Origin of the sequence: Paenibacillus sp. EPM92, from assembly GCF_016586185.1 — a bacterium.
GTDB lineage: Bacteria > Bacillota > Bacilli > Paenibacillales > NBRC-103111 > Paenibacillus_G > Paenibacillus_G validus.
On the sequence record NZ_BCPS01000045.1, the window covers coordinates 1 to 24906 of the forward strand.

The window sequence follows — 24906 nt, forward strand, 5'->3', positions numbered from 1 at the left end:
GTTCATTGCGCTGGCGCTGGCCCAGGCGCTGCACGAGCGCGGCGTGGCGCACGCCGTGATCGAGCCGCCTTCGCCGCGCGCGGAGCTGGCCGCGCTGTTGTTCGCGGATCAGCACGCACCGCCGCATTACCGCTACTATGACGAAGACGGCGGCGGGCTGCGGCCCGAGGGGCCGGCCTGGGAGCGGGGGCAGACGTTGTGGCTGCCCTCATCGGCAGCGTCCGGGGCAGCCGCTGCCGATGAGGGGGCTTCCGCCTTCGCTGACGCGGGCGCTTGGTTGAAGCTGTTTCATGCGGTGCGGCGGCCGGTTTTGATCGTCGATATCGGCGATCGCTGGGAACAACCGGAGACGCGTTCGTTATTGGAAACGGCGACCGACGTCATTTATGTCGTCGACCCGCTCGTCCACAAGCTTCAATTATCCGCGAGCAGACGGCGTTTGCAATTTTTGCTGGACGAAGTCCGGCCGGGACGCCGGTTGTACGGCTTTGCCAACAAATGCTTGCCGCGCGCGGAGCAGGCGGCCTGGCTGCGGCTGCTCCCGGAACGTCCGGGCTGTCTCGTGCCTGCGGTCGATTTTGCGGGCGTTGCGGAGAGCGGGTGGAGAGGGCGCTTGCCGGTTGAGCATCCGATCGTGACGCAAGCGGTGCTGGCTTGGGTGGAGCGCTGGCTCCCGTCAGAGCTTAAACCGGTGCGCCGGTCGGCTTCCCCGTCGCTTGTGCCGAGATTCCTTCGCCGCCTGCTGGCGCTGGACCCATGATAAATCGTAAAGGGAGGAGGAGCTTGCGATGTTTCGTTCCCGTTGGAAAAAAGTAAGGCGGAGCTTGCTGCAGGAATTGAAATGGCCGCAGCGCTTTCGCTACGCCTAATGCCGTGAGTTAGTGGATGCGTGTAGCAGACGTCTTGAGGCAGGAAGGGGGAGTCATTTGCAAAAACCATGGATCGGCGGCTTGCTCGGCTTGTTGCTGATGGCTTGTTCGGTCGGCGGGTACTGGTATTTCATGAAACATACGGAGGTCGAGATGCAGTCGATGGAAACGATAAAGCCCGTTCGTCTGCTGCAGAGCGGACAGGTGATCGAGGCAAGCATGCTGAGAACCGTCCGCATCGCTCAAGCGGCGCATCATCCGCAAGCCGTCACGAATCCGCAATTCGTGCTAGGCCAAACCGTAACGGTTCCGATCGACAGCGACGAGGAGCTGCTGCCGTGGAAATTGACGGATACGCGCATGACGCCGTTGAACGACGAACGTTATTTTAGCTTTAAAACGGACGCGACTGTCAATGTCAACAATATGGTACGGCGCGGCGATCGAGTCGATGTATGGGTCGAATTCGAATCGCCCAGAGCGATTGCGGACCCGTCAGGTGTAATCACCGGCGTGGGGGCGGTCAAAATTATTGAACAGTTGCCGGTAGCGGCGGTCAAAACGGCGGAAGGCCAGGAGGTCGTCGATGGCGGGACGCTCGATCCGATCATTCCCTCGGCGAAAGCCGCGCTGCAGGAGACGCGCTCCAAGCCGAACGGGAAGCCGGAGCTCAACACGTATATCATGAGCGATGAGGTGTATGAGGCTTATGTGATCGGCGGCACCGGAGGCCGCATCAAGCTGGCGCTGCCGGATTTGACGACCCGGATGACGGGCGGAGGCAAAGTGACCGAGCTTTATACGCGCCTGAAGGAGGCGGACGCGTTCTCGCCGGAACCGCAAGCGGCGGCAGTACGCCCGAAGGTCGCGCTGTCCGAAGCGCCGAAGCAGGAGCCTTCTGCGCAACCGGCTCAACGCGCGCAACCGTCGCAAGCGCGAACACAGGAGGTGAAACCCTAACGATGAGAACCTTGATCGCATATCCGGACAGCGAGACGCCGGAGCAAGGGCTGGAACGGGAGCAGGCTTGGTCAGTCGCGCCGGATAAAGTGACGGGGCGGGAAGCGATGTTCTCCCGGCTCGCCGAACCCTATGATGCCATCGCTGTCCATAGCGGTATCGGATATGACGCCTATCCCTGGGATTGGATGCCGGCCCTGCGCCGACTGCAGCCTCAGGCGCGAATTATGGTGGCGCTCGATGAGACGGTTTCCGACTCGTTTATGATGGAAGCGATTTGCCGGCTTGCCGATGCGTTGTCCTTTGCTGTCCTGCCGGCCGGTATAGAGGGCCGGAGTAGGATCGAGGCCTTCGTCTCGTTTCTGCAGGGCGAAGCTGTCCGCGAATCGTACCGGCAGGAGCCGGGCGCTGTGAACGGAGCGGTCGTGACCGTGTGGGGGGCAGCAAGCAAGGACGGCGCGACGACTGTTGCGTTGAATACGGCGCTGGCGCTCGCTTCGCGCGGCGGGATTCGCGTCGGTTTGATCGACGCTAATCTGCGCAATCCGGAAGTGAAGGCGCGCCTGAATGTGAACGACCCCGGCATGGCCTCGTTTGTCATTCGCTCCAAGCTGCAGACGCAGCGGCTGCGGCCGGAAGAGCTGGTCGGCGCTTGCATTCGTTACCGGCAGCGGCTGCCGCTTTACATTTTGCCCGGATCTCCGAGGCGGGACACGGCGCAGGACGTGACGCCGGAGATGATGACCCATCTGATCGCGGCGGCGCGTCAAGCTTTCGATGTAACATTCATCGACGTCAACAGTTATCCGGATAATGCGGCTACGATTTGTGCCGTGCGGGAAGCGGATCACCGCTGGCTCGTCACGCAAAACCGGTATGCGTCTTATCGGACAAGCTGGGGCGAATGGTACGCTTGCTTTTGGTCTTACTGCGGGCTTGCGCCCAAAGACGTATCGCTCATCGTGAATCGGTCGTATGACGGGGACAGGCCGGAGCGGATCGCCGATTATTTGGGTATGCGTCTGGCGGCCGCTGTACCGAACGTGCCCGGAGGATTGGGACTCGCCAGCGCCGACGAAGGCGTTCCGCTGTACGATCGGCCGGGCGCCGAACCATTCACCGCCAGTATTGATGGACTCGCAGCGCAGCTGGACGGGCAGGACGAAGCTATGTCGGCGGGTGCCGCACCCGTAACGGCCGTACGTCCGAAAATAAGCTGGCTCCATCGGTTCGCGGCGAAGTTCGGCTAGAGACTGGAGAGGAGGAGCGAAGAACATGTCGAGCGGGTGGATGAATAACGATGCCGAAGGTGCTGTCGGGCCGCCAGAACCGCAAGGATCGGGAACCGAAATGCGGTACTCGGTGCGCCCGCGCGTCAGGTTCGACGCAGCGCGGTACGTGAAGGAGCTGACGCAAGCGGGGCAGCACTTCGTAAGGAACGGCCTTGTGGCAAACCTGGCAAACGCAGCAGCGGCGGAAACCCGCCGAGAACGGAGGCTCCCGCTAAAGGCTGCCGCCGCATTGATCTATGAGCATTTGACGGAACGCTCCAAAACGGATCAGCCGCTGTATGAAGACATTATCCAAGCCGGCCTCGGCGAGCCGATGGCGCAGTGGCGCATGAAGGCGGTTATTGAGACGCTGCTGGTCGAATACCGCTTGCATGTCGAACCGTCGACGCTAATCGCGCCCTTAACGCCGACCGAATGCATCTTTGCCGAAACGTGCGGCGCCGGCTTGATCGAGGATTTGTACCGGCTGCCCGATGTGGAGGAAGTGCAGGTGATCGGCGCCGATATATTTTTATTGAAAGGAGGTCGGATGGAGCGGCATTCCCGGACGTTCTCCTCGCTTGAAGACGTCCTGCGGCTGCAGGACCGGCTGGCGCTCTGCGGGAAAAAGCCGATTAACGAACGGAAGCCGTTCGTTCAATCGTACATGTGGAACCGGTCGCGACTCGTCATGACTCGTCCGCCGTATTCCGACGTGCCGAGCATTCATATTCGCAATTTCATCGTCAAGGACGTTACGCTCTCGCAATTGGTCGGTCTGCAAACGTTGAATGAGCCGATGGCCGAACTGCTGCGGCTGCTCGTGCGGCATCATGCCAGCCTGCTGATCGGAGGCGGCACCGCAACTGGAAAAACGACGTTTTTATTCGCACTGGCCGGTGAAATTCCCGAATCGGAACGGATCCGGACCTTGGAGAAGGAGTTCGAGGTGGCGCTGCGCGAGCGGCTGCGGGGGAAGCGAAACATTTTGGCGGTACGGGAAGTGGAGGACATCCAGCTTTCCATGGAAGAGTCGTTCAAGCCGCTGCTGGTCATGAGTCCGCATTGGGTCATCGTCGGCGAGGCTAAAGGGGCCGAAGTGGCGCAAATGGTGCAGGGCGCGCTGCGCGGACACGATATGATGGGGACGATGCATACGAAGTACCGCGATTCATTCGTCAGCGACGTGGTCGATATGATCAAGCAAGACGGCCGTCATCACGATGCGGGGGATGCGATGCGGCGGGTGGCGAGAGCGTTTAACGTGCTCATCTTCTTGCGCCTTGTGAATGTAGCAGGCCGGCCCGTTCGGGTCGTCACCGAGATCACCGAGCTTTCGGTGAATGAGAATCAAGAGGTATGCGTCCGCCCGCTCGTCGAGTGGGATTATGCGGCGCAGACGTGGCGGTTTACCGGACAACGGTTCAGTAAATCGCTGACCGATCACTTGCTTGCGGGCGGAGCGCAGCCCGGCGATTTTCAAGCCTTGGGGGTGTGGGACGAATGAACGATTCGCTGGTCTGGTATGCGGCGGCGAAAAACATGCTGCTCGGTAGCTGGGCCGCCGGTTCGCTGGCGGTTACGATATGGCTGCAGCGGCGGCTAACCGCCGTCTGGGATTACCGCCGTCGGCATCCGGCGTTGTATCGCTCTGCCTCGCAGTCGTCGCGGCTGCAGCGGCTGCTTCTTGCCAAGCCGGTTCGCCATCTGAGGGAGGAGCTGGATTTGGCCGGACTTAGCCTGGGGGCGGAGACTGTCATCACCGGCATGCTGCTGCTTGGGCTGGTCGGCTTGTTCGGCTCGGATGCGCTGTTGCAAACGACTTCCCGGCATATCGCATTAGGCGATGCGGGGTTGAGCGAAGTTCATGTATGGCCCTTGAGCGCCGTCGTGTCGCTAATAGCCGGTTCGATCCCGTACATCCTGATCCGGTTTCGCGTGCAGCGCAAGCGTCAAAGAATTGCGCTGCGGATGATCATGGTCGTGCAAAATATAATCGGACACTATCGGCCGCGGTTGACGCTCGCCGAGGTGATAGCGGGCTGCTCGCTGACGATGCCGGACGAGGTCCGCGGAGAGTGGCGCCGCCTGGAGCTCGCCCTGCATATGAAGTCGATCGACGAAGCGTTGTATGAGTTTGCCGAGCGGGTGGACAACGAATGGGCGCATGACCTGACGGATCTGCTGCTGATCGGGGTTCATTACGGAACCGATATGACGGAATCGCTTCACCACTTGGTCGGCAAGATGCAGACGTCCAAACGGCACGAAGAAAATCGGCTGGCCATGATTACGGTATATCGGATCGGCACTACGTTTATGGTCTTTTTCGCTTTTTTTATTATCGGATTTAATGTGTACGCCGATCCGCACAACTACCGTCATTATTTTGTTGACCCTGTGGGGAAAACGCTGCTGCTTCTTTCGTTCGCTGTCATGTTCGTCTCGATGCTGCTGGTCATTCGTTCGGGCCGCCGGGCTTTCTGAAATTCGCGTGCGGGAAGGAGGTGAACAATGAACGGGCTTGGAGGATATGGTTGGCTGGGCATGTTTGCAGTGGGCAGCGCCATGCTTTCCTTTACGCTGGCGGGTACGATACGGATCGGACGGACAAGCCGGCTCGCGTTTATGCTGGAACGGCTCCGGGAACGGGAACGCTTGAGCCGGTTAACGCCGCGCGAGGCGGAGAAGCGATCCGCCAAAGAGCGGGCTTTTCTCGAGAAAGCCCGTTTGGCCGGGGTTTCCGCGCAATGGAGCTTTGCCCGCTATAGACAGCTCCAAGGTCTGCTTGGCGCCACGTTGGCAGGCTTGCTGGGGATGGCGCATATGGCTGCCGAACGAATTTCGGGTACGGCGTTTTCATTTCCCCCGGATGCTGGTCTGGTGGTTAAGCTTATTCTAGGTTTCGGGGCCGGGTGGTCGCTGCCTCATGTTGGGCTGCTGGCGGCGGGGCATTCCCGTAAGGCGAGGCTGCTGATGGAGATTGCCAAGCTCTCTCATCGCTTGTCCGTTTGCGTGAGCGAACGAGCCGATATTCGGGAGCTGCTGCTTCGCGCAGGCCGGCCGCTCGTGCTGCTCAAGCCTTACTTGCAGGAGCTCGCCGTCCTTTGGGGAAAGGACCGCGGGACTGCGATAAGGCGGTTTCGCGATGGGGTCGGGATTTCCGAGGCGTATCCGCTTGTGAATGCTTTAGAGGCGATTCGCCGGGCGGATTCGCATGAGGTGGCTAAAGTATTGAAGGAGCAAACCGCAGGCATTGAGGCGACGCTATCGGCTGAAATTAATCGTAAGCTGGAGAATGCGCCGATTTGGATCAGCTTCTACATCATGGTGCCGTTTGCCGTCATCGTGCTGCTGTTTTTGTACCCGTGGCTGGTATCGATTTCAGAGCAGTTAAGGACGAGCTTTCAAGGATAAGGAGCTTGTCTGAAGAAGGGGGGAAATCCGGTTTGTCCAAGCTCGTGATTGCCGTGCTTGTCACCGTGCTGCTCGGCGGCACCGCGTTATATGTCGTCGGGAGCCAGCTGGCGCCTGCTGCGGGAACGGCTGGAACGCAAACCCGGGCACGCATTGAAGCAGCGTTTCAATAAGATTTCATGAAGAAAGGGTGCAGAAAGTATGGGGAAATTGGTCATTGCGTGTTTGCTTACCGTATTGCTGGGAGGGGCGGCGATGTTTGTCGCCGGCACTCGAATCGGGCCCGCCGTCGGCTCCAAAGGCGGCAGCATCAATACGAGCATCACGACGGCTACGGTCAATCAGACGAACGGCAACGTGACCGCAACGGCGCCTTAAGATGAGTAAAATCGTAATCTTATGCCTGATGGTCGTCTTCATTTTCGGCATTTGTACGTATGTGTTCCGACCGGGCGCCGGCGGGCTTCAGGACGAGGTGCGGAACGGCCACGACACGATGACCATGAAAATCCGCAGCTTCGATTACGTAACGAATTGACGGAGGTGAAGTGTAATATTCGGCGGAGTCCTCCCTTATTGGAGAAAAGAGAAACGGTCGGAAAGCCGGGGGGCGAACGAACATATGAACCGCATGCGTCACGCACAGAGTTCGAATAGCGCGGTTGAGTTCGCGTTCGGGGTATGGCGGGACGAGCGGGGCATGGCCAACGTGCTCGTAACGTTGTTTGTGATGCCGCTGCTGTTATTTCTGTCCTTCGCTATCGTTCCTTTCTTCGTGTACGCGATGAAAGCGAACCATCTTCATACGTTAGCCAACCATGCATTGAAGGAGGCGGAGGCCGTCGGATACGTCAGCCCGGACATTCGAAACCGCTTAACCGCTCGCCTTGCCGAGCTCGGCATGGAGGGCGTGAACTTGAACGGAACGATATATCCTTCCTACGCCGGCAGCACCGGTTCGCTCGTGCTGCGCAGCGCGGCCGATCCGGTCGTGAAGCTCGTCGTCACCTATCCGGCGCCGAATGTCACCCGCATGCTGCGCGCGGTCGGCGGGGGAGCGAGTCCGTCCGAGCATGAAGGCTTTTATCGCCTGGAATTGTATGGCCAAAGCGAAGCATATGAGTAGCCGGTCTGCGGTAGGCGCGAATGCACCGGGGGTGCTGCGCTTTTGGAACGACGAGCAGGGCGGCTTGCATCTGGTGCTGTTCGCTTTGCTCGGGGTGGCCGCCGCCTCGTTCCTGTGGGTCGTCGCCTGGAATTGGCTGCTTCACGGGCACAGCCTGAGCCGAGCGAAGCCGCTGCTCGATCATGCCGTACGCGCCGCCTCGCTTCAGCTCGATCCCGGCGAAGCGGCTCTAGGCAGGCTCGTTTGGGACGAAGCCGCGGGCAGAGCTCATTTTCTCCGTTATTTACGGTTGAATTTCAAGCTGAACGGCGATCTGACGCCTCAGCCGGGCAGTCCGCTCGAATCCGCTCCTGTCGTACACCGGCTGGAATTCGTCACGCATTCGACTTATCCCTACGAGCTGGTCCGGTCGGTTACGGTACGCGAAGGCGGCAATCTTCAAACGACGCGAAACGTCCGCGTCACGATCTACGGTCCGTCCGTTGTAGCCGTTGTCGAGCTGGAGCGCTCGCTGCTCGGGCTCGGCCGAAAGGAGCCGATCGTCCTTAGCAGCGTCGCAAGCGTCCGGTTCCGATAGGCGTCCGTCTCCTTTGACATGACCGTGATACAGCGTGTAAGGTTAGAGCATGCATGATGAAACGGTACATACGGGAGGCAGGAGTATGAGCGAATACAAACAGAGGGTGGGACGGCTGCAGCACAAGCTGCAGACCGGCGGTTTCGACGGCATGGTCGTCACGCAAAATGTCGATTTGTATTATTTGGCGGGCTCGATGCAAACGGGGTATTTGATCGTCCCTGCTTCGGGAGATCCGAAGTTTTTCGTTCGCCGCAGCGTCGCGCGCGCAGAGGAAGAATCGGCTTGGCCGGTTGAGCCGCTCGGCTCGCTGCGCGAGTTTGCCGGACAGCTGGGAGCTGCGTTTCCGGATCTTGCCGCCATCACCGGCCGGAGTCCGGTCAAGCTGGCCGCCGAATTCGACGTGCTGCCCGTGCAGCTCTTCCAGAGGCTGCAGCAATCCTTGGCGCACGTGGAGTGGAAGGACGGATCGGCGCTGATTCGCGAAACCCGGATGATCAAATCGCCGTTTGAAATCGAAGCGATTCGCAGCGCCGCCCGCGTGATTAACGACGCATTCGAGGATGCGTTTGGCTGGTTGAAGCCGGGAATGACCGAGCTCGAAGCGATGAGCCGCATGGAGTACTTTGTTCGCGAACGCGGCCATATCGGGATCATGCGCCTGCGCGGGTACAACCAGGAAGTCATTACGGGGATGCTCGGGGCCGGCGACGCTGCGGCGACGCCCACCTATTTCGACGGTCCGGCGGGCGGGCTCGGCCTGTCTGCTGCGAGTCCGCAAAGCTCCAGCCGCCGCCCGTTCGAGACGAACGAACCGATCTTGATGGATGTCGGCTGCTGCATCGGCGGTTACGTCATCGACCAAACGCGTACCGTCGTATTCGGTTCGCTGCCGGACGACCTGGCCTACGCTTATGACGCGTCCGAGCGCATCCTTCGCAGCGCCGAAGGGCTGCTGCGCCCCGGCACCGTCTGCGAGCAGCTGTACGCCGAGTCGCTGCGGCTCGCAGACGATGCCGGCCTGGCCGACCATTATATGGGCTATGGCAGAGATCAAGTGAAGTTCCTCGGCCACGGCATCGGGCTCGAGGTCGACGAACTTCCGGTACTCGCGCGCGGGTTCAACTATCCGCTCGAGGCGGGGATGGTAATTGCCGTCGAGCCGAAATTTACGTTTCCCGGCAGGGGTGTCGTCGGCATTGAGAACAGCTATGCGATTACGGCGGACGGCTTCGAGAAGCTGACGATTTCCCGCGAAGGCCTTATCCGGCTATAAGCTGGATAAGGGCGGTAGGGCGGCGTAGTCACGTATCGCGAATGCCGCCCCGCGGGTTCCCGCAGCACGGTCTAATGCCGGGGATGTCCTCCGCCGGGCCGCTTGAATCCGATACATCGATTTATACGATTGTCGGCTTCCTGATGCACAACAGGCCGTACCGTCCCTTCACCGGGCGGTACGGCTTTTCCATGCGTGCTTCGCCAGTGCGGCAAGCCGCTTCCCGCCGCTTCACGAAGCAGTCGGCCGGTCTCCCGGATCCAATCGAGCGAACCTCCGTTAGCTCTCACACGTTATCTTCCGGCGATCAAGCCGACGCGCTCCAAAGCCCAGTAAGCGGCCAAGCCGAGCACGAGCAGTGATCCGGCGATCGTAACCGTCCGCCGCGCTTTTTCGGTTCGGGCGAGCTTCAGCCAAGCCGGCAGAAGGAGGGCGACCACGCCCAGCTGTCCGGCTTCCACGCCGACATTAAAGCTGACGAGTGAGCTGTTGAAATAGGCCCGCGGCAGTCCGACTTCCTCAAGCGCTCCGGCAAAGCCGACACCGTGAATGAGTCCGAAGCCAAGCGTCAGCAGGAGGCGGCGGCGCAAGCTGGGGCGAGTCATCCCCAAGTTTTCGGCGGCGACGTAACAGATGCTGAGCGCAATCGCGGTCTCGACCCCAATCGGAGGCAGAGACAACAACCCGACGGCAGCCAGTATCAGCGTCGCGCTGTGAGCCGCTGTGAAGGCCGTGACTATCCATGCCGCGTCCGCCCAGCGCCGTACGGCAAGCAGCAGGGAGAACAAAAACAGCAAATGGTCGTACCCGGTCCATATGTGCAGGACACCCAGCTTGAAATAGGTCCATAGGACCGTACCCCATCCTGCCGGGTGAAGCGCCGCATACGCGTACGTTCGATGCTCCCTGTCCAGCACCGCTTGGTCGAGGTCGTCCCCTTGTTCGATCAGCGCGAAATTCAGATGAAGCGGATCGACGTCATCGAATAACAATCCGTATTCGATCGTGAACCCGCTGACCGGCGCGTCCGTCTCGAATCGCATCCGGAAGGTGACGCCGGAGACAGCGTCCTTTTCCGCCGGCTCCATCTCCTTCAACGTCATTCGCATCGGCTCAGCCTGCTGGATCAAACGAACATGCTCGCTCAGGTAGCTTGTCAACTGCTCGCGCCGCTCGTTCAAGTCATTACCCAGAACACGCCCGTTTCCGTCGACATCGAATCCGAGCAGGCTTTGCTCCGGCACGAACAACTCGTAATCGACGGCGTTCAAACCGACGTTCAGGTACGAATAACCATTGTTCAGCGGATGGGCGTAGACCGTGTCTCTATCGTTGCTTACCCCCCAAAAAAATGATATGATTAATAGAATTAAGAATAGCAACCGACAACCCTTGTAGGCCGGATTCATGATACACCTCTCAATGAATATGCTATGAAACTAGTTATCCCATATACCAACACTACCATGAATCAAGAGGGCTAAGGCCGGATTTGCGAAGGGGGAACGACCATGCTGCGTTTAGGGCAAAAAGTAATCATTATCGGGGACAGCTTTGAACAAAATTTGCCTATCGGCGAATACGGATATATCATCGCATACGATCGCAATGCGGATAATGTGTTTGATTACGTCGTACGCGTACCGAAGACGAACAAGCATCACTTCGTGCCTGGCGACGATGTCGAACTGGAAGAAGTGCTGCTTGCGCAGGAAGCCGACCGCATTGAACGCGAAGCGCTGATTGATTTTGCGCTTGCAACGAAGAACGAAGGGCTGTTCCGACGCATCATGAACGGAGACAGCGAGGAAGCGCCGGCGGAGTCGAACAAGGACGTACAGTCCAATCAAGACTTCATTCGGCAAATTCATCTGAAGGCGTGGATTTAACCGTAATCGAGCGTGGCAAAGGCCGGATTCCGCCAAGGAGTCCGGCTTCTTTTTGCGATTCTTACAGCCCGGCAGCCAGCGTATGACCGGGCAACGGCTCAGGAAGCGGCTTCCCTAGCAGGTAACCTTGCGCCAGATGAATCCCCGCCAGCTTGCAGTTTTACGCGAAATCGGTTCCTCCATTATATCAACTGCAGCATCGCTTGCACACGCCGTATCTGTAATTGAGTTAAAAAGGCAACTAAGCTATAATAGTAGGAATGATTAGACAAGAAGCGAGGTGCAGAGGATGAGTATCACCATCAAAGATGTGGAGCATGTAGCGGCGCTGGCCCGTTTGGAGCTGAGCGAACAAGATAAGGAACGGTTCGCCGGACAGCTGAGCGCCATCTTGAAATATGCGGAGCAGCTGAACCAGCTCGATACCGACGATGTCGAGCCGACCAGTCATGCGATGCCTCTTGTGAACGTGATGCGGGAAGATACGGTCAGGCCGTCTTTGCCGATTGACAAAGTGCTGCTGAACGCGCCGGACGAAGAGGACGGACAAATTAAAGTACCGGCGGTGCTGGAATAATTAGCTTCATTGAAGGGAGGATATCCGCTTGTCGTTGTTGAATTTGCGTTTGCAGGACGTACATAACAAGCTTCATGCCAAAGAAATTTCCGTAACCGATGTGGTGGATGAATCGTATCGGCGCATCGCTCAGGTGGAAGATAAGGTCAAGGCGTTCCTTGCGCTGGATGAGGAGAGAGCCCGCGCAACGGCGAAGACCCTCGACGCGCGGCTGGGGACCGACGATTCCAAAGGCCTGCTGTTCGGCCTGCCGATCGGTGTGAAAGATAACATTGTGACCGAAGGGCTCACGACGACGTGCGCCAGTCAATTTCTCAAAAATTATAACCCGATATATGACGCCACCGTGGTGAAAAAGCTGCAGCAAGCCGAAGCCGTCACGATCGGCAAGCTGAATATGGACGAGTTCGCGATGGGCGGATCCAACGAAAACTCGAGCTTCCATCCGACCTATAACCCGTGGAATCCGGATTATGTGCCCGGCGGCTCCAGCGGCGGTTCCGCTGCGGCGGTCGCAGCGGGCGAAGTGTTCTTCTCGCTTGGTTCGGACACCGGCGGTTCGATTCGCCAACCGGCGTCTTACTGCGGCGTCGTCGGGATGAAGCCGACCTACGGCCTCGTTTCGCGATTCGGGCTCGTCGCTTTTGCATCGTCGCTCGACCAAATCGGACCCTTGACGAAGAACGTCGAGGACAGCGCCTACCTGCTTCAGGCGATCGCCGGACACGACCCGATGGATTCGACTTCGCTCGACGTCGACGTGCCCGACTATCTCAGCGCGCTTACCGGCGACGTCCAAGGCCTCCGAATCGCCGTACCTAAGGAGTATCTCGGACAAGGCATCGATCCGAAGGTGAAAGATGCCGTGCTCACGGCGCTTAAAACACTCGAAGGTCTCGGCGCTATCGTAGAAGAGGTATCGCTGCCGCACTCGGAATATGCGGTCGCGGCCTACTATTTGCTTGCTTCCTCGGAAGCCTCCTCGAACCTGGCAAGGTTCGACGGCGTTCGTTACGGCGTTCGGGCGGACAACCCGAAGAACCTGCTGGACGTCTACCTCAAATCCCGCAGCGAAGGCTTCGGCGATGAAGTGAAACGCCGGATCATGCTCGGCACGTACGCGCTCAGTTCCGGTTATTACGACGCTTATTATTTGAAGGCGCAAAAGGTGCGCACGCTCATCAAACGCGACTTCGAACAAGTATTCGAGAAATACGACGTCGTCATCGGACCGACGGCGCCGACGCCTGCCTTCCGCATAGGCTCGCAGCACGGCGACCCGTTGACGATGTATTTGAACGATATTTTGACGATCCCTGTCAACTTAGCCGGTCTTCCGGCAATCAGCGTACCGTGCGGGTTTGCGGACGGATTGCCGATCGGACTGCAGGTGATCGGCAAGGCGCTCGACGAATCGACGATTCTGCGCGTGGCGCACGCTTACGAGCAGCATACCGATTTCCATAAGCAGCGCCCGCAGCTTTAATGAAAGGAGCGACCTCACGTGACAGCGGCAACCGATAAAAAGTATGAAACCGTCATCGGCCTCGAAGTGCACGTCGAACTGCACACGAAGTCCAAAATATTTTGCGGCTGCTCCACCTCTTTTGGAGCTCCGCCTAACACGCACACGTGCCCGATTTGTCTCGGTCATCCGGGCGTGCTGCCCGTATTGAATAAGCAAGCGCTGGAATATGCGATGAAAGCGTCCATGGCGCTGAACTGCCAAGTGGCGACAGAAAGCAAATTCGACCGGAAAAATTACTTCTATCCCGATTCGCCCAAAGCGTACCAAATATCCCAGTACGATAAACCGGTCGGCGAACACGGCTGGATCGAAATCGAAGTGGGCGGCGAAACGAAGCGGATCGGCATTACCCGCGTTCACTTGGAGGAAGACGCCGGCAAGCTGACGCACGTTGACGGCGGGTATGCCTCCCTCGTCGATTTCAACCGTGTCGGTACGCCGCTTATCGAGATCGTCTCCGAGCCGGATCTCCGCTCTCCGGAGGAAGCCCGCGCCTATTTGGAGAAGATCAAGGCGATCATGCAATACTGCGACGTCTCCGATGTGAAGATGGAGGAAGGGTCGCTGCGCTGCGACGCCAACATCAGCCTTCGTCCTTATGGGCAAGAGCAGTTCGGCACGAAGGCCGAACTCAAGAACATGAACTCTTTCCGCGGCGTACAGCGCGGTCTCGAGTATGAAGAATGGCGCCAAGCGGACGTGCTTGACGGCGGCGGCCAAGTCGTGCAGGAGACGCGCCGCTGGGATGAGGCGCAGGGCAAGACGCTCCCGATGCGAGGCAAAGAGCAGGCGCACGACTACCGCTATTTCCCGGACCCGGATCTCGTGGCCGTGTACATCGATGACGAGTGGAAGGAACGAGTCCGGGCTTCGATTCCGGAGCTGCCGGATGCGCGGAAGAAACGGTACGTCGCGGAGTATGCCTTGCCAAGCTACGACGCGGAAGTCATTACCGCATCCATGAAGCTGGCCGACTTCTTCGAGGAGAGTCTGAAATACACCAAAGACGCTAAAGCGGTGTCCAACTGGATCATGGGCGATCTGCTCGGTTATTTGAACGCGAACGGCCTGGAGATTACCGATGTGCAAATCACGGGCAAAAGTCTTGGCGAAATGATCGGTCTCATCGAGAAAGGAACGATCAGCAGCAAAATTGCCAAAACCGTATTTAAGTCGATGCTCGAAACCGGGAAAGATCCGCAGACCATCGTCGAAGAGCAGGGCCTCGTGCAAATCAGCGACGAAGGCGCCATAGCCGCAGTTGTCGATCAGATCGTCAGCAATAATCCGCAGTCCGTCGCCGACTTTAAAGCCGGCAAGGACAAGGCAGTCGGCTTCCTCGTCGGTCAGGTCATGAAGGAAACCAAAGGAAAGGCGAATCCCGGATTGGTCAATAAGTTAATCCTGGATCGCCTTAACCGTTAATCTGTATACATTAACATATTCAAGGCCGTCTGCCCGTGCGCAGACGGCCTTTTTCCATGCCGTAAAGGGCCGTGTCTTCTATGGAAGGGAACCCTTGCCCCGCTGTCTCTGACCTGGGTATAAAGCCCTCATGCATCCGTTCTCCCCTTGCGAAGGGGAACAGGTTCTGATAATATGCATCCAACGGAAAGGTGGGACGCGATGATCGATCCGATTGATTTGAACGATATGCCGCAGGTGCTTCAACTTCTGGAGCTTCAGCAGATTGCTTATCGCATCGAGGCTGAGCTTGTCGGTTTTGAAGAAATTCCGCCGCTGTTCGATTCGCCCCAGTCGCTGCGAGACTCACAAGAATCGTTCTTCGGTTACTTCGAGGAAGGCCGACTGGTGGGGGCCGTCGCCTGCAGGCAAAGCGCTAAAGAGCTTACGATTTGCCGGATGATGGTGCATCCGGATTTTTTCCGGCGGGGTATCGCGGGCGCGCTTTTACGGCATATCGAATCATTTGCGGTCCCTGGGGGGATCATGACCGTCTCGACGGGAACGAATAATACGCCGGCGGTTAACCTATACGAGAAACATGGCTTCGAGCCCGTGCATGTGCAGCTGCTTGCCCCCGGCATTACGATGACGAAGTTTATGAAGCGCGTGGACTCGTGACCTCCGGACTCATTGCCCCTTCAAGCCGGGTGCATCCTGTTCGTGGCGGGAGATCCTATTTTTTCGCTGCATGTTATTTTTGGGGAAAAGGTCAAGTTCTAAAATTATTCGTAATAAAATAGTGTTCAACGGCCAGACCGTCAGAGGAGGGGTTACACGATGCAAGACCCTTGGACGATAGATACGTTTCACATCACGCTTCGACTGGTGCTTGCCTTGCTGCTCGGCGGAGTCATCGGCTTCGAACGGGAGCGGAGCAGCCGCGCGGCGGGCTTGCGCACGCATATTCTCGTTTGTTTAGGCTCGACCTTGGTGATGCTGCTGTCCATGTATGGCTTCGCCGATTTTGCCCGGCTGGACAATGTGCGCTTGGACCCGGCCCGCTTGGCGGCTCAAGTGATCAGCGGGATAGGCTTTCTCGGCGCGGGCACGATTCTTTATACGGGTAAATCGATTACCGGTCTGACGACGGCGGCTTCGTTATGGGTCGTCGCGGCGATGGGTTTAGCCATTGGCGCAGGGTTTTATTATGCGGCGGGGTTGGCCTGCTTTTTCGCACTGATTAGCTTATTCGTACTTAATCTGGTTGAGAAACGATATATGCACCATAGAAAAGTGCGCAGTCTGAAGCTGGAAGCTGCGGACATTCCAAGCTTGCTGGGACGGGTTACGCAGCTTCTGGGCAGCAAAGGCTGCGATATTCAAAAGCTATCCGTAGAAGAAGCGCCTGTCGACGCGGACGAGGCTGCGCGGATTCTCATCACGCTTTCGGTTCGTTTATCCAAGGGTGCCAAGGTGTCTGAGATGATCGAAGAGCTTCTGCGGCTGGAAGGCGTGCGCTCTGTGTCTCTGGACTAACCCGACGAAAAGACGATTCCGTTTTTTTGAAAAAATGAAGGGGACTTTCATGATCCTTCGTCTAAGAATTCGAGAAACATAACCGAGGCGGTGAAACGATGGGAAGCATGACGGATGAACAACTGGTCGACCTGATCCGTCAAGGCGATGATGCGGCGTACCGCATTCTGATGGAACGCTATCAGGATTATGTGTATACGCTGATTTACCGCATGGTCGAACATCGGGAAACCGCGGAGGACTTGACGCAAGAAGTATTTCTGAAGCTATTCCGAGGGGTGGAGCGTTTTCGCGGGGATTCGCAGCTGAAGACTTGGATTTATCGGTTAACGGTCAATTTAGTGACGGATTACCGCAGATCCCAGAAGCGCAAACCTTACGAAGCCATCATGGATAAAGTGAAAGGCTGGTTCGGAGACCGGAAAGAAGAACCGGAGGCCAAGACGCTTTTGAAAGAAGAGCAGCAGACGATACAGAAGCTGCTTGCCGATTTGCCGGACAAATACAAGCTGGTGATGTACTTGTATCATTATAAGCAGTTGTCCTACCAAGAGATTGCGGGCGTAACCGGTTTACCGATCAAGACAATCGAAACGAGACTTTACCGCGGGAAATCGATGCTCAAAGAAAAATGGTTGGAGGTGGGCGGGCATGACAGGCATACATCCAAAAGATCACGAGCTGTTACATTATCTGAATAATCGCTGCCCTGAGCTGGAGACGAGAAGGATCCGGCGTCATCTGAACGACTGCTCTTTTTGCAGAGAACGGCTTTCCGCGTTTCTGGACGTGGAGCTCGCGCTTAACGAGCTTCCGCTAATATCCGCGCCTGCCGGCATGTCCGAGCGGGTGCTGCAAGCGCTGAAGACCGATGCCCGTTCGGGAGACGGCAGCTCGTCCCTCAGCCCGTCTGACCGGGTTTTTCGCTCGGAAGCCGCCCGTAAGCCGAAGCGAAGCTCGGAGCTGATGAACGGGATGGTTGCTATCGCGGCGACTTACCTGTTTATCGCAACCGGCATTATCGGCAAAATCACTTCATTTAGCGCGGACGGCCTGGAATCCGGCGTACGTAACGGTGCCATTCAACTATATCAAGCCGTCGAGACGGTTTCACGACATCTGCTTTCGTAAGGGGGATCAAATGATGGAAGAGCAAACCAACAACATAAGCAAGCCGGAGCAAGATCGCGAGGACGAGTTCCTTCGAGAAAGGATGGAGCGATGGGGGCAATCGAGCAAGCCGCTCTATGATCCGTTCGTACCGCGGCGCCCGCGCAAAAACAAGTGGATTTCCGGCATTCTTTCGTTTCTGATTCCCGGTACCGGTCAGTTGTACTTAGGTTTGATGCAGCGTGGACTCGGAATCATGGTGCTGTTTATGCTGGATATTTTTGCGATCGTTTATTTTTCGATTGGCGTAAGCATCCCTTTAATCGTTTTGTTTTCGCTACTGCTCCCCGTCGTGTATTTCTATAATATCTTTGACGCTTTACAGCAGACCGATCGCGTGAATGGGTGGGGCGGACCTGGCGATTTGCAGGGGCAGACCGGCTTCGATCCTTTGACCTCGGCGGTAGAGAAGCCGTCTACGAAGTGGGGCAAAGGCAACAATTTCGGATATTTGCTTATCATGGCCGGTGTGATTTTGTTTTTGGCTGCGGGCAAGCCGGCATGGCTTGACTCGGTATTCGACTTTTTGGGCTCGACGTTCGGGGCTTTGATATTGATCGGGATTGGACTTGCTTTGTTTTTCAAAGAATCGATGAAAAAATAGGGAGTGTTCCGCATGTTAAAAGTAGGCCGCTACACCGCAGCCCTCATTCTCGTGCTTGTCGGAGGCGCCGTCATCGCCGATAAACTGACGGATGCAGGGCTCGCGAGCCGGCTGCTGGATTGGTGGCCGGCCTTGTTCATTATGCTGGGACTGGAATATATTTTTTACAACATGAGGTACGGTGACGGGAGCCGCCCGCTGCGTCTCGATATCGGCGGTCTGGTCTTTGCGGTAGTCGTTTCCGCCGTCGTACTGTTCAGTACGCAAACCACCGACATTTTTAAGCGGTTTGAAGGTTTGAAAGGCTTTGAAGGCATTCATATCGGCGACGTGATCGAAGGTTTCCGCGACGGCAAGCGATTTGACAAAGGCGTCACGAAAATCCCGATGCCATCAGATGTTGACAATGTGAAGATCGACAATACGAACGGGAACATCATGGTGAAGCCCGGAAGCGTAGACCAAGTCGAGATTGATCTGACCGTCTACGTGAATACGGACTCTGACAGCGAGGCCCAGGAAATCGCCGAAGCCTCGACCATCGAACATACGCTGAACGGCAGTACGCTGGATATTCGCACCGTGCCTAAAGAATACGGCACCGGCTTCATCGGCAAGCGTAAACCGCGTATGGATTTGACGATCACCGTGCCTTCGCATCACCCGACCAGCATGTCGCTGTATTTGAAGAACGGAATAATTGAAGCGGCTCAGCTCCCGATCAAACAATCGTTCTCTGCCGAATCGACGAATGGCCGGATTGTGATTACCGAGTTGGAGGGCGAGATTCACCTGAAAACGACGAACGGTGAAGTGAAATCCGCAAAAACACGCGGCGAAATTTCGCTGGAAACGACCAACGGCCGTCTGGAGTTAACCGATCATCGCGGGGACGCGCGACTGGAATCGAACAACGGCGAGCTTGTCGTCAACCGGCATACGGGCGGGCTGGAGGCGGAGACGACCAACGGCTCGATCTCGGCAGACGGCGCGTTCAAGCAATTGAAGACGGAAACGACGAACGGTAAGGTTCATATCGTCTCTTCGCAGGTCGAAGGCGATTGGGACGTGAAGACTTCTCACGGCGATATTGAATTAAAGCTACCGAGAAGCGGCAATTACCGGGTGAATGGTGAAGCAGACCAGGGTACAGTCCATACCGACCTGCCGCTTACCGTGGAGAAGAAGACGATTCACGGAACGATCGGCAGCGGCGCACATACCATTCATATCGAAACGAACAGTTCCCTATCCGTCAAAGCGTCCGATTGACAATTAGGTGAAAACACGGGTAAAATAAAGTGATACAGATTTCCTTGGTTGATCGGAACGTATAAGTTGCTGTACTTCTACCCTCGCATCACCAGGGCAGCGCGCCGGTCTTTTGGATGGGATGGCGTATCGGTTTATCTTGGGTTGGGCGGTGAACACAATGAATGCATTGGGGCAAGCGCTTCATAAGCTGAAGACGATGGGAGTACGGATGACGCCGCAGCGTCACGCCATTCTTTCCTATTTGCTGAATACGATGACGCATCCGACGGCGGATGAAATATACAAAGCTCTATCTCCTCAGTTTCCCAGCATGAGCGTAGCGACGGTGTATAACAATTTGAAGGTGTTCCTCGAAGCGGGATTAGTTCGTGAAATGACGTATGGCGATAATTCCAGCCGGTTCGATGCAGATCTGTCGGATCATTATCATGCGCTTTGCGAATCATGCGGCAAGCTGGTTGATTTTGCCTATAAGCCGCTTGATGAGCTGGAGCGGGCAGCCGGGGAGATGACCGGATTTCGCGTAAAGAGCCATCGGGTGGAAGTTTACGGCATTTGCTCCGAGTGCGCTATGAAGACAACATGATAGTTTACTAGAATTACGGTATAATGGACGTGTTCGGTTTCCGCCGGTAAGGCAGGAAACGAATGCGTCCTTTTTTTTACAACCCGACCGCACACAGGAGTGAAACTATGGATTCGAAATTTCCACCGGCCGGGGGAACCCGCAGCAATAAGAACCGCACAATAAGGTGGCTGTTATTCATGTTGGCTATCGGCTGCGCACTCATCCTCGGCACTTATTATTGGGCGGTCTATGTCCCGAATCGGCAGCATGTGCAGCCCGACTTTCAAGGAAATCCGAAACCCGTCTTTTATCAGGGAGGGATGATGAAAGACCCGGCTATCGGCAGCAAGGAATCGCTGAAGCTGTCTTTTGAAACCGTTCGAGAACGGATCGATTCAACCCTCGTTTATGAGCAAAAAACGGAGTCCACCATCATCACGACGCAAAATAAAGTGGTTCGGCTGCGAACGAGTGAATTGACCGGTTTGATTAACGAAAAGTCGTTTACGCTGAAGTTCCCGCTGGAGAAATCGAATGGCAAGCTATACTTGCCGATAGAACCGTTGAAAGATTTGTACCAGATCGATTTGCGCGAATCGGCCGAAACGGGCGCGGTTCTCCTGTTTAAAGAAGGAGAGACCATCCGCTGGTTTAAGACAGTTGCTTATGACGGGAAGCCCGATAAGACGATTGACATGCGGCGCAGCCCATCGATCAAAGCTCCGATTTTGGCCGATTTGAGGCAGCAGGAGAGCGTGATCGTATGGGGAGAAGAAGGCGATTGGTATCGCGTTCAGCTTGTTAGCGGCTATACAGGCTACGTACGCAAGGAGCAATTGGCTGCTGACCGCGAGGAGACCGTACCGGCCAAAGCGCCTGAACCGGCTTTTATGCCGAAGCAGCCGATTACCGGTAAAATCAACGTGACCTGGGAGCACGTCGTCAGTAAAAATCCGGACACATCCAAAATTCCGGCAATGCCCGGACTCGATGTCGTCAGTCCGACCTGGTTTCACTTGCAGGACGGCGACGGCAATTTGCAAAATTTGGCCGACCCCGCCTACGTGAAATGGGCGAAGTCCAGAGGCTACCAGGTGTGGGCGCTGTTCAGCAATGGCTTTGATCCGAAACGGACGACAGAAGCTTTATCCACTTACGACAAGCGGATGAAGATGACGAAGCAGCTGCTGAGCTTTGCTCAAATGTATGGCCTGCAGGGGATTAACATCGACTTCGAGAATGTCGACCTGGACGACAAGCAGAACCTTGTTCAATTCGTTCGGGAAATGACGCCGCTTCTGCATGAACAAGGTCTCGTCGTCTCTATAGATGTGACGCCGCGCTCAGGCAGCAAAATGTGGTCGATGTTTTACGACCGGAAGGCGCTGATCGAATCGGTCGATTATATGATGCTGATGGCGTACGACGAGCATTGGGCGAGCAGTCCGAAAGCGGGTTCCGTCGCGTCCTTGCCCTGGGTAGAAAGCTCGATCCAAGGCCTGCTGAAAGAGGATAAAATCCCGCCCTCCAAGCTGATTCTCGGCATTCCCTTTTATTCTCGCGTATGGACGGAAGGCGTGAAGGACGGCAAGACGACCGTCAGCTCCAGGGCCGTATTTATGGAGATGCCCCAGCGGATTATGCGCGAACAGAAGATCGAAGCGAAATTTGACGAGGAGTCCGGACAAAATTACTTGGAGTTTACGGAAGAAGGCAAGCCCGCAAAAATTTGGATTGAAGACGAAACGAGCGTTCGGGCGAGAATCGCACTCGTTAAAAAGTATGATCTGGCCGGCGTCGCTTCATGGCGCAGAGGATTTGAAGTGCCGGAAGCCTGGAAATGGGTGAATGAGGAATTGAAGTAAGATAGCCTGACAAAAAAAGCGGCTTGTCCCTCGCCCTGAGCGAAGGTCAGCCGCTTTTTCGTTTAGGCTCGACACTACGTAGTCGTCGTGCGTTCTTCTTTTGATACGGTATCGGTTACACCGACAACGGGCTCGTCGTTTTCTTTGGGCGCGTGAGCCGGGTCCAAAGAAAGGATCGTTTTACAAAACATGCATCGATCCGTTTTGCCGATAATTTTCGTCGCTTTGCCGCATTCCGGACAAACGACGACGACAGCGCTTGTGGACATCATACCGGCCGCGAAATAGATGCCCATGCTGACCAGCATCATGATTGCGCCGATTACCATTCCGACCGCGGCGAAAAACCGCCCGGCCGTCCCCCATTCGAAAACGATACCCGCCAAGCCCAGAATCATAAGCGCCATGCCGCCCATCGTAAGCAGCAATCCCCATAATCGGAACTCGTTAGCCTTACTGGATTTGAATCGCACGATACGTCACTTCTTTCGCTTAAGAATTGTGAGTTTTGTCACAAAAAAATGCAGGAAATTGAGGATTCATGTAGAAATACATAAGAATATAGAACATAACGATCAATTCATGCTTCTTTTAAGTCAGGGGGCTTTTTTCTACTCATGGAATCGTTAAAACACCAGTGTTTACAAAGATTCCGGCACGATGCCACCGTCCTTAGCGTGCTTGCGGTTGATCATCAGTCGCTATATTCAGCTGTAACCGACGGCTTTGATTATCTGATACTCGTCGTCAGCAGTCAAGTCGATCGTGCGCATCAACAAATTCATTATATAAAAGACAAGTTGCGTATACAAGAAAGATGGATCACTCCCGAGTCGCTCGACGAATTGATCCTGCACGGCGAGCAGCGCAATTTCATTTTCTGGATCTTAAAAGGGGAGATACTTTTGGATCGCGAAACGTATCTGGAGAGTCTGCGTCATCGGATGCTGGAGTTCCCTGCCGAATTAAGGGAGCATAAGCTGCTGATCGAGTTTTCCAAGTTTTTGCGCAGTTACACGCAGAGCAAAGACTATTTGGCGGAAGAACACCTTCTTGACGCTTACAACATTATACTGGAAGCGCTGCACCATTGGGCGCGCATCGTGATTGTCGAAGCGGGCTACCACCCGGAGGTGACGGTCTGGAGCCAGGTGAGAATGATCAATCCCGGCGTATACAAGCTGTATGAGGAGCTTACCTTGAGCAAAGAGACACTGAAGCAGCGGGTCGAATTAGTACTGCTGGCATGTGAGTTTTCCGTCATGTCCAAAATGCAGCGCTGCTGTAAGCCGCTGCTCAATTTACTTGCCAGCCGCGAGGAAGCTTGGAGTGTGCAAGAGCTGCAGCAGTCGCCGGGGCTGTCCGACGTCAGGAACGAACTTCCTCTGCTGTTGAATAAACTCGTCAAGAAATCGCTCGCCAAAGAGGTTGTAGTGACGGCCGATCCCGAACTGAAATTGCTGGAGCTGCGATATCGGGATGTCAGAGGTGTCAAAAACCAGGTGATATGATATAATGATAGACAATCGAATAGCCACTAGGGGAGCCTCAAGATGCGGGGCTGAGATAAAGAAGCTTTCTTTGACCCTTGGAACCTGACTCGGCGGCCCGCGCCATTTCGTGCGGACGTCACTGGATGATGCCAGCGTAGGGAAGTGGACGAATGCATGAGCGATCATTCGGCATTTGGTCATGAAGTCAACCTGCACAGGTTGGCTTTTTTTGCTTGAGCCGGGCAAAAATCGGAGGAGGGACACCGTTGAAGTTGGTCGTTAACGGAGAAGTGCGCGAGGTAAGCGGCGTGGCGACGGTCGCGGAGCTGCTCGGTTTTTTTAAGTTGCAGCACAAAATATTAGTCGTCGAACTAAACCGTGTAATTATTGAACGGCATCAGTATGAAAGCACACCCTTACAGGAAGGCGATCAATTGGAAATCGTTCATTTTGTGGGTGGCGGTTAAGTCTTCATGAGCTTGAGTTAAACCATCGTACTAGAATCGTACTAGAAAAGGAGAAAGAATAACATGACTGACCTGTTGAAAATCGGTCCCTATGAGTTTAAATCGCGTTTGCTGCTTGGCACGGGCAAGTTTACGTCGCTGGACATTCAGGCGGATGCAGTTCGGGCTTCGGAAGCCGAGGTGCTCACATTCGCGATTCGCCGTCTGCCGATAGACAATCCGGAAGCGCCTAATTTTCTAGAAACGCTTGATCTGAGGAAATTCAGACTGCTTCCGAATACGGCAGGAGCTTACACCGTCGATGAAGCGGTGAGAATTGCCCGTTTAGCCAAAGCGTCCGGACTATGCGATATGATCAAGGTTGAAGTCATCGGCGATCCGAGAACGCTCCTTCCCGATCCTGTAGGCACTCTGGAAGCGACCAAGATATTAGTAGAAGAAGGTTTTATCGTGCTGCCTTACACGTCGGACGATCCAATCTTGGCAAGAAAGCTTCAAGAAGCGGGTGCCGCTGCGGTCATGCCGGGCGCTTCTCCAATAGGTTCGGGCCAAGGGATTGTGAACCCGGGCAACCTGCGGTTTATTATTGAAGAAGCGAAGGTGCCGATTATTGTCGATGCGGGCATCGGCGGTCCGGCGGATGCTGCGCTTGCGATGGAATTGGGCGCCGACGGTGTGTTATTGAATACGGCCGTGGCCGGCGCGGCTAACCCTGCTTTAATGGCTGAAGCATTTAAGCTTGCCGTTGAAGCCGGACGCAAAGGTTTTTTGGCCGGACGAATACCGAAGAAGCGGTATGCATCAGCCAGCAGTCCGGTTGAAGGCATGATCGAATAGGAGTGGGAAGGGGCTGCGCAGGACTGCCTGCCCCTTCTTTTTAAGACAGAAAAAAATTTTGGCTACTAGCTTGACTTTCGACTTAGGCATATGTTAAATTAATTCTCGCCGCTTAAAAGGACTTATCTTTTAAGAAGGTGAGAAGCAAGCAGTGAAGAATTGGAAATAAAAAAATGCTTGCATTGAGTTAGGTG

The 24906-nt window shown here is 55.9% G+C and carries 30 protein-coding genes and 1 riboswitch; of the genes, 27 read left to right on the forward strand and 3 right to left on the reverse strand.

The features are described from left to right. The 12 genes from JMF85_RS08425 to JMF85_RS08480 all read left to right on the forward strand — a co-directional run. The coding region (locus JMF85_RS08425; RefSeq protein ID WP_201318060.1) for a hypothetical protein at positions 1 to 760 on the forward strand (760 nt) is incomplete at its 5' end. Positions 761 to 926: 166 nt separating this feature from the next. Continuing rightward, positions 927 to 1829 carry an SAF domain-containing protein gene (locus tag JMF85_RS08430; RefSeq protein WP_054798206.1) on the forward strand — a complete coding sequence of 301 codons (903 nt, stop codon included), beginning with the start codon at positions 927 to 929 and terminating at the stop codon, positions 1827 to 1829. 2 nt (positions 1830 to 1831) lie between these two features. Next, positions 1832 to 3079: a CpaE/TadZ family protein gene (locus tag JMF85_RS08435; protein ID WP_054798207.1), complete on the forward strand. Its 1248-nt coding sequence runs from the start codon at positions 1832 to 1834 to the stop codon at positions 3077 to 3079. Positions 3080 to 3104: 25 nt separating this feature from the next. Beyond that, positions 3105 to 4607, forward strand: coding sequence for an ATPase, T2SS/T4P/T4SS family (locus tag JMF85_RS08440; RefSeq protein ID WP_236595785.1), 1503 nt, complete (start codon positions 3105 to 3107; stop codon positions 4605 to 4607). Further along, positions 4604 to 5587, forward strand: a complete 984-nt coding sequence (locus JMF85_RS08445) for a type II secretion system F family protein (RefSeq protein WP_201318061.1) — start codon at positions 4604 to 4606, stop codon at positions 5585 to 5587. Before JMF85_RS08440 ends, JMF85_RS08445 begins: the two co-directional genes overlap by 4 nt. Before the next feature lie 27 nt (positions 5588 to 5614). Beyond that, complete coding sequence (locus tag JMF85_RS08450) at positions 5615 to 6517, forward strand: hypothetical protein (RefSeq protein ID WP_127609900.1); 903 nt, start codon at positions 5615 to 5617, stop codon at positions 6515 to 6517. Between the two features lie 5 nt (positions 6518 to 6522). Continuing rightward, positions 6523 to 6690, forward strand: a complete 168-nt coding sequence (locus tag JMF85_RS08455; protein ID WP_155615044.1) for a hypothetical protein — start codon at positions 6523 to 6525, stop codon at positions 6688 to 6690. 28 nt (positions 6691 to 6718) lie between these two features. Beyond that, entirely contained in the window at positions 6719 to 6895 is a 177-nt protein-coding gene (locus JMF85_RS08460) for a hypothetical protein (protein WP_164751947.1), read from the forward strand. 1 nt (position 6896) lies between these two features. After that, positions 6897 to 7055 carry a hypothetical protein gene (locus JMF85_RS08465; RefSeq protein ID WP_164751948.1) on the forward strand — a complete coding sequence of 53 codons (159 nt, stop codon included), beginning with the start codon at positions 6897 to 6899 and terminating at the stop codon, positions 7053 to 7055. 84 nt (positions 7056 to 7139) lie between these two features. Continuing rightward, positions 7140 to 7643, forward strand: coding sequence for a hypothetical protein (locus JMF85_RS08470; protein WP_230876198.1), 504 nt, complete (start codon positions 7140 to 7142; stop codon positions 7641 to 7643). Next, positions 7591 to 8220: a hypothetical protein gene (locus JMF85_RS08475; RefSeq protein WP_236595786.1), complete on the forward strand. Its 630-nt coding sequence runs from the start codon at positions 7591 to 7593 to the stop codon at positions 8218 to 8220. The genes JMF85_RS08470 and JMF85_RS08475 overlap by 53 nt, the downstream gene beginning before the upstream one ends. Before the next feature lie 85 nt (positions 8221 to 8305). After that, positions 8306 to 9496: a M24 family metallopeptidase gene (locus tag JMF85_RS08480; protein WP_127609902.1), complete on the forward strand. Its 1191-nt coding sequence runs from the start codon at positions 8306 to 8308 to the stop codon at positions 9494 to 9496. A 71-nt stretch (positions 9497 to 9567) separates the two neighbouring features. Here the strand turns inward: JMF85_RS08480 and JMF85_RS08485 are convergent, their stop codons facing one another. Then, positions 9568 to 9786: a hypothetical protein gene (locus JMF85_RS08485; RefSeq protein ID WP_054800237.1), complete on the reverse strand. Its 219-nt coding sequence runs from the start codon at positions 9784 to 9786 to the stop codon at positions 9568 to 9570. Between the two features lie 3 nt (positions 9787 to 9789). Continuing rightward, positions 9790 to 10878: a HupE/UreJ family protein gene (locus JMF85_RS08490; RefSeq protein ID WP_164751949.1), complete on the reverse strand. Its 1089-nt coding sequence runs from the start codon at positions 10876 to 10878 to the stop codon at positions 9790 to 9792. A 129-nt stretch (positions 10879 to 11007) separates the two neighbouring features. Between JMF85_RS08490 and JMF85_RS08495 the strand changes: the two genes are divergently transcribed. The 12 genes from JMF85_RS08495 to JMF85_RS08550 all read left to right on the forward strand — a co-directional run bounded on the left by JMF85_RS08495 (position 11008) and on the right by JMF85_RS08550 (position 21915). Next, positions 11008 to 11385 (forward strand): hypothetical protein, encoded by a 378-nt coding sequence (locus tag JMF85_RS08495; protein WP_054798210.1) that lies wholly within the window; start codon positions 11008 to 11010, stop codon positions 11383 to 11385. A gap of 289 nt (positions 11386 to 11674) precedes the next feature. Continuing rightward, positions 11675 to 11962: an Asp-tRNA(Asn)/Glu-tRNA(Gln) amidotransferase subunit GatC gene (gene gatC, locus JMF85_RS08500; protein WP_054798212.1), complete on the forward strand. Its 288-nt coding sequence runs from the start codon at positions 11675 to 11677 to the stop codon at positions 11960 to 11962. 28 nt (positions 11963 to 11990) lie between these two features. After that, positions 11991 to 13448 (forward strand): Asp-tRNA(Asn)/Glu-tRNA(Gln) amidotransferase subunit GatA, encoded by a 1458-nt coding sequence (gene gatA / locus JMF85_RS08505; protein WP_127609906.1) that lies wholly within the window; start codon positions 11991 to 11993, stop codon positions 13446 to 13448. A gap of 18 nt (positions 13449 to 13466) precedes the next feature. Beyond that, positions 13467 to 14915 (forward strand): Asp-tRNA(Asn)/Glu-tRNA(Gln) amidotransferase subunit GatB, encoded by a 1449-nt coding sequence (gatB, locus tag JMF85_RS08510; protein WP_127609908.1) that lies wholly within the window; start codon positions 13467 to 13469, stop codon positions 14913 to 14915. 201 nt (positions 14916 to 15116) lie between these two features. Continuing rightward, positions 15117 to 15575: a GNAT family N-acetyltransferase gene (locus JMF85_RS08515; protein WP_127609910.1), complete on the forward strand. Its 459-nt coding sequence runs from the start codon at positions 15117 to 15119 to the stop codon at positions 15573 to 15575. Between the two features lie 159 nt (positions 15576 to 15734). Then, entirely contained in the window at positions 15735 to 16433 is a 699-nt protein-coding gene (locus JMF85_RS08520) for an MgtC/SapB family protein (protein WP_054798213.1), read from the forward strand. A 98-nt stretch (positions 16434 to 16531) separates the two neighbouring features. After that, complete coding sequence (locus JMF85_RS08525) at positions 16532 to 17134, forward strand: RNA polymerase sigma factor (RefSeq protein WP_054798214.1); 603 nt, start codon at positions 16532 to 16534, stop codon at positions 17132 to 17134. Continuing rightward, a complete protein-coding gene (locus JMF85_RS08530) occupies positions 17085 to 17564 on the forward strand; it encodes an anti-sigma factor family protein (protein ID WP_054798215.1) in 480 nt (159 codons plus the stop codon). Before JMF85_RS08525 ends, JMF85_RS08530 begins: the two co-directional genes overlap by 50 nt. Before the next feature lie 13 nt (positions 17565 to 17577). Next, positions 17578 to 18207: a hypothetical protein gene (locus JMF85_RS08535; protein ID WP_127609912.1), complete on the forward strand. Its 630-nt coding sequence runs from the start codon at positions 17578 to 17580 to the stop codon at positions 18205 to 18207. Between the two features lie 12 nt (positions 18208 to 18219). Next, positions 18220 to 19479 (forward strand): DUF4097 family beta strand repeat-containing protein, encoded by a 1260-nt coding sequence (locus JMF85_RS08540; RefSeq protein ID WP_127609914.1) that lies wholly within the window; start codon positions 18220 to 18222, stop codon positions 19477 to 19479. 160 nt (positions 19480 to 19639) lie between these two features. Next, positions 19640 to 20068: a peroxide-responsive transcriptional repressor PerR gene (gene perR / locus JMF85_RS08545; RefSeq protein ID WP_054798219.1), complete on the forward strand. Its 429-nt coding sequence runs from the start codon at positions 19640 to 19642 to the stop codon at positions 20066 to 20068. A gap of 107 nt (positions 20069 to 20175) precedes the next feature. Next, positions 20176 to 21915, forward strand: a complete 1740-nt coding sequence (locus tag JMF85_RS08550; RefSeq protein WP_201318062.1) for a glycosyl hydrolase family 18 protein — start codon at positions 20176 to 20178, stop codon at positions 21913 to 21915. A gap of 74 nt (positions 21916 to 21989) precedes the next feature. On the opposite strand, the gene JMF85_RS08555 is transcribed toward JMF85_RS08550, so the two are convergent. Next, complete coding sequence (locus JMF85_RS08555; RefSeq protein ID WP_127609918.1) at positions 21990 to 22388, reverse strand: DUF2614 family zinc ribbon-containing protein; 399 nt, start codon at positions 22386 to 22388, stop codon at positions 21990 to 21992. A gap of 144 nt (positions 22389 to 22532) precedes the next feature. Here JMF85_RS08555 and JMF85_RS08560 point away from each other — a divergent pair, with 144 nt between their 5' ends. From JMF85_RS08560 to JMF85_RS08570, 3 genes are all read left to right on the forward strand, one after another. After that, complete coding sequence (locus tag JMF85_RS08560; RefSeq protein WP_141336587.1) at positions 22533 to 23426, forward strand: nucleotidyltransferase-like protein; 894 nt, start codon at positions 22533 to 22535, stop codon at positions 23424 to 23426. An 18-nt stretch (positions 23427 to 23444) separates the two neighbouring features. Beyond that, a riboswitch (TPP riboswitch) is annotated at positions 23445 to 23586 on the forward strand. Between the two features lie 88 nt (positions 23587 to 23674). Then, positions 23675 to 23875, forward strand: a complete 201-nt coding sequence (gene thiS / locus JMF85_RS08565) for a sulfur carrier protein ThiS (protein WP_201318063.1) — start codon at positions 23675 to 23677, stop codon at positions 23873 to 23875. A gap of 63 nt (positions 23876 to 23938) precedes the next feature. Then, complete coding sequence (locus tag JMF85_RS08570; protein ID WP_127609924.1) at positions 23939 to 24712, forward strand: thiazole synthase; 774 nt, start codon at positions 23939 to 23941, stop codon at positions 24710 to 24712. Positions 24713 to 24906 lie beyond the last annotated feature (194 nt).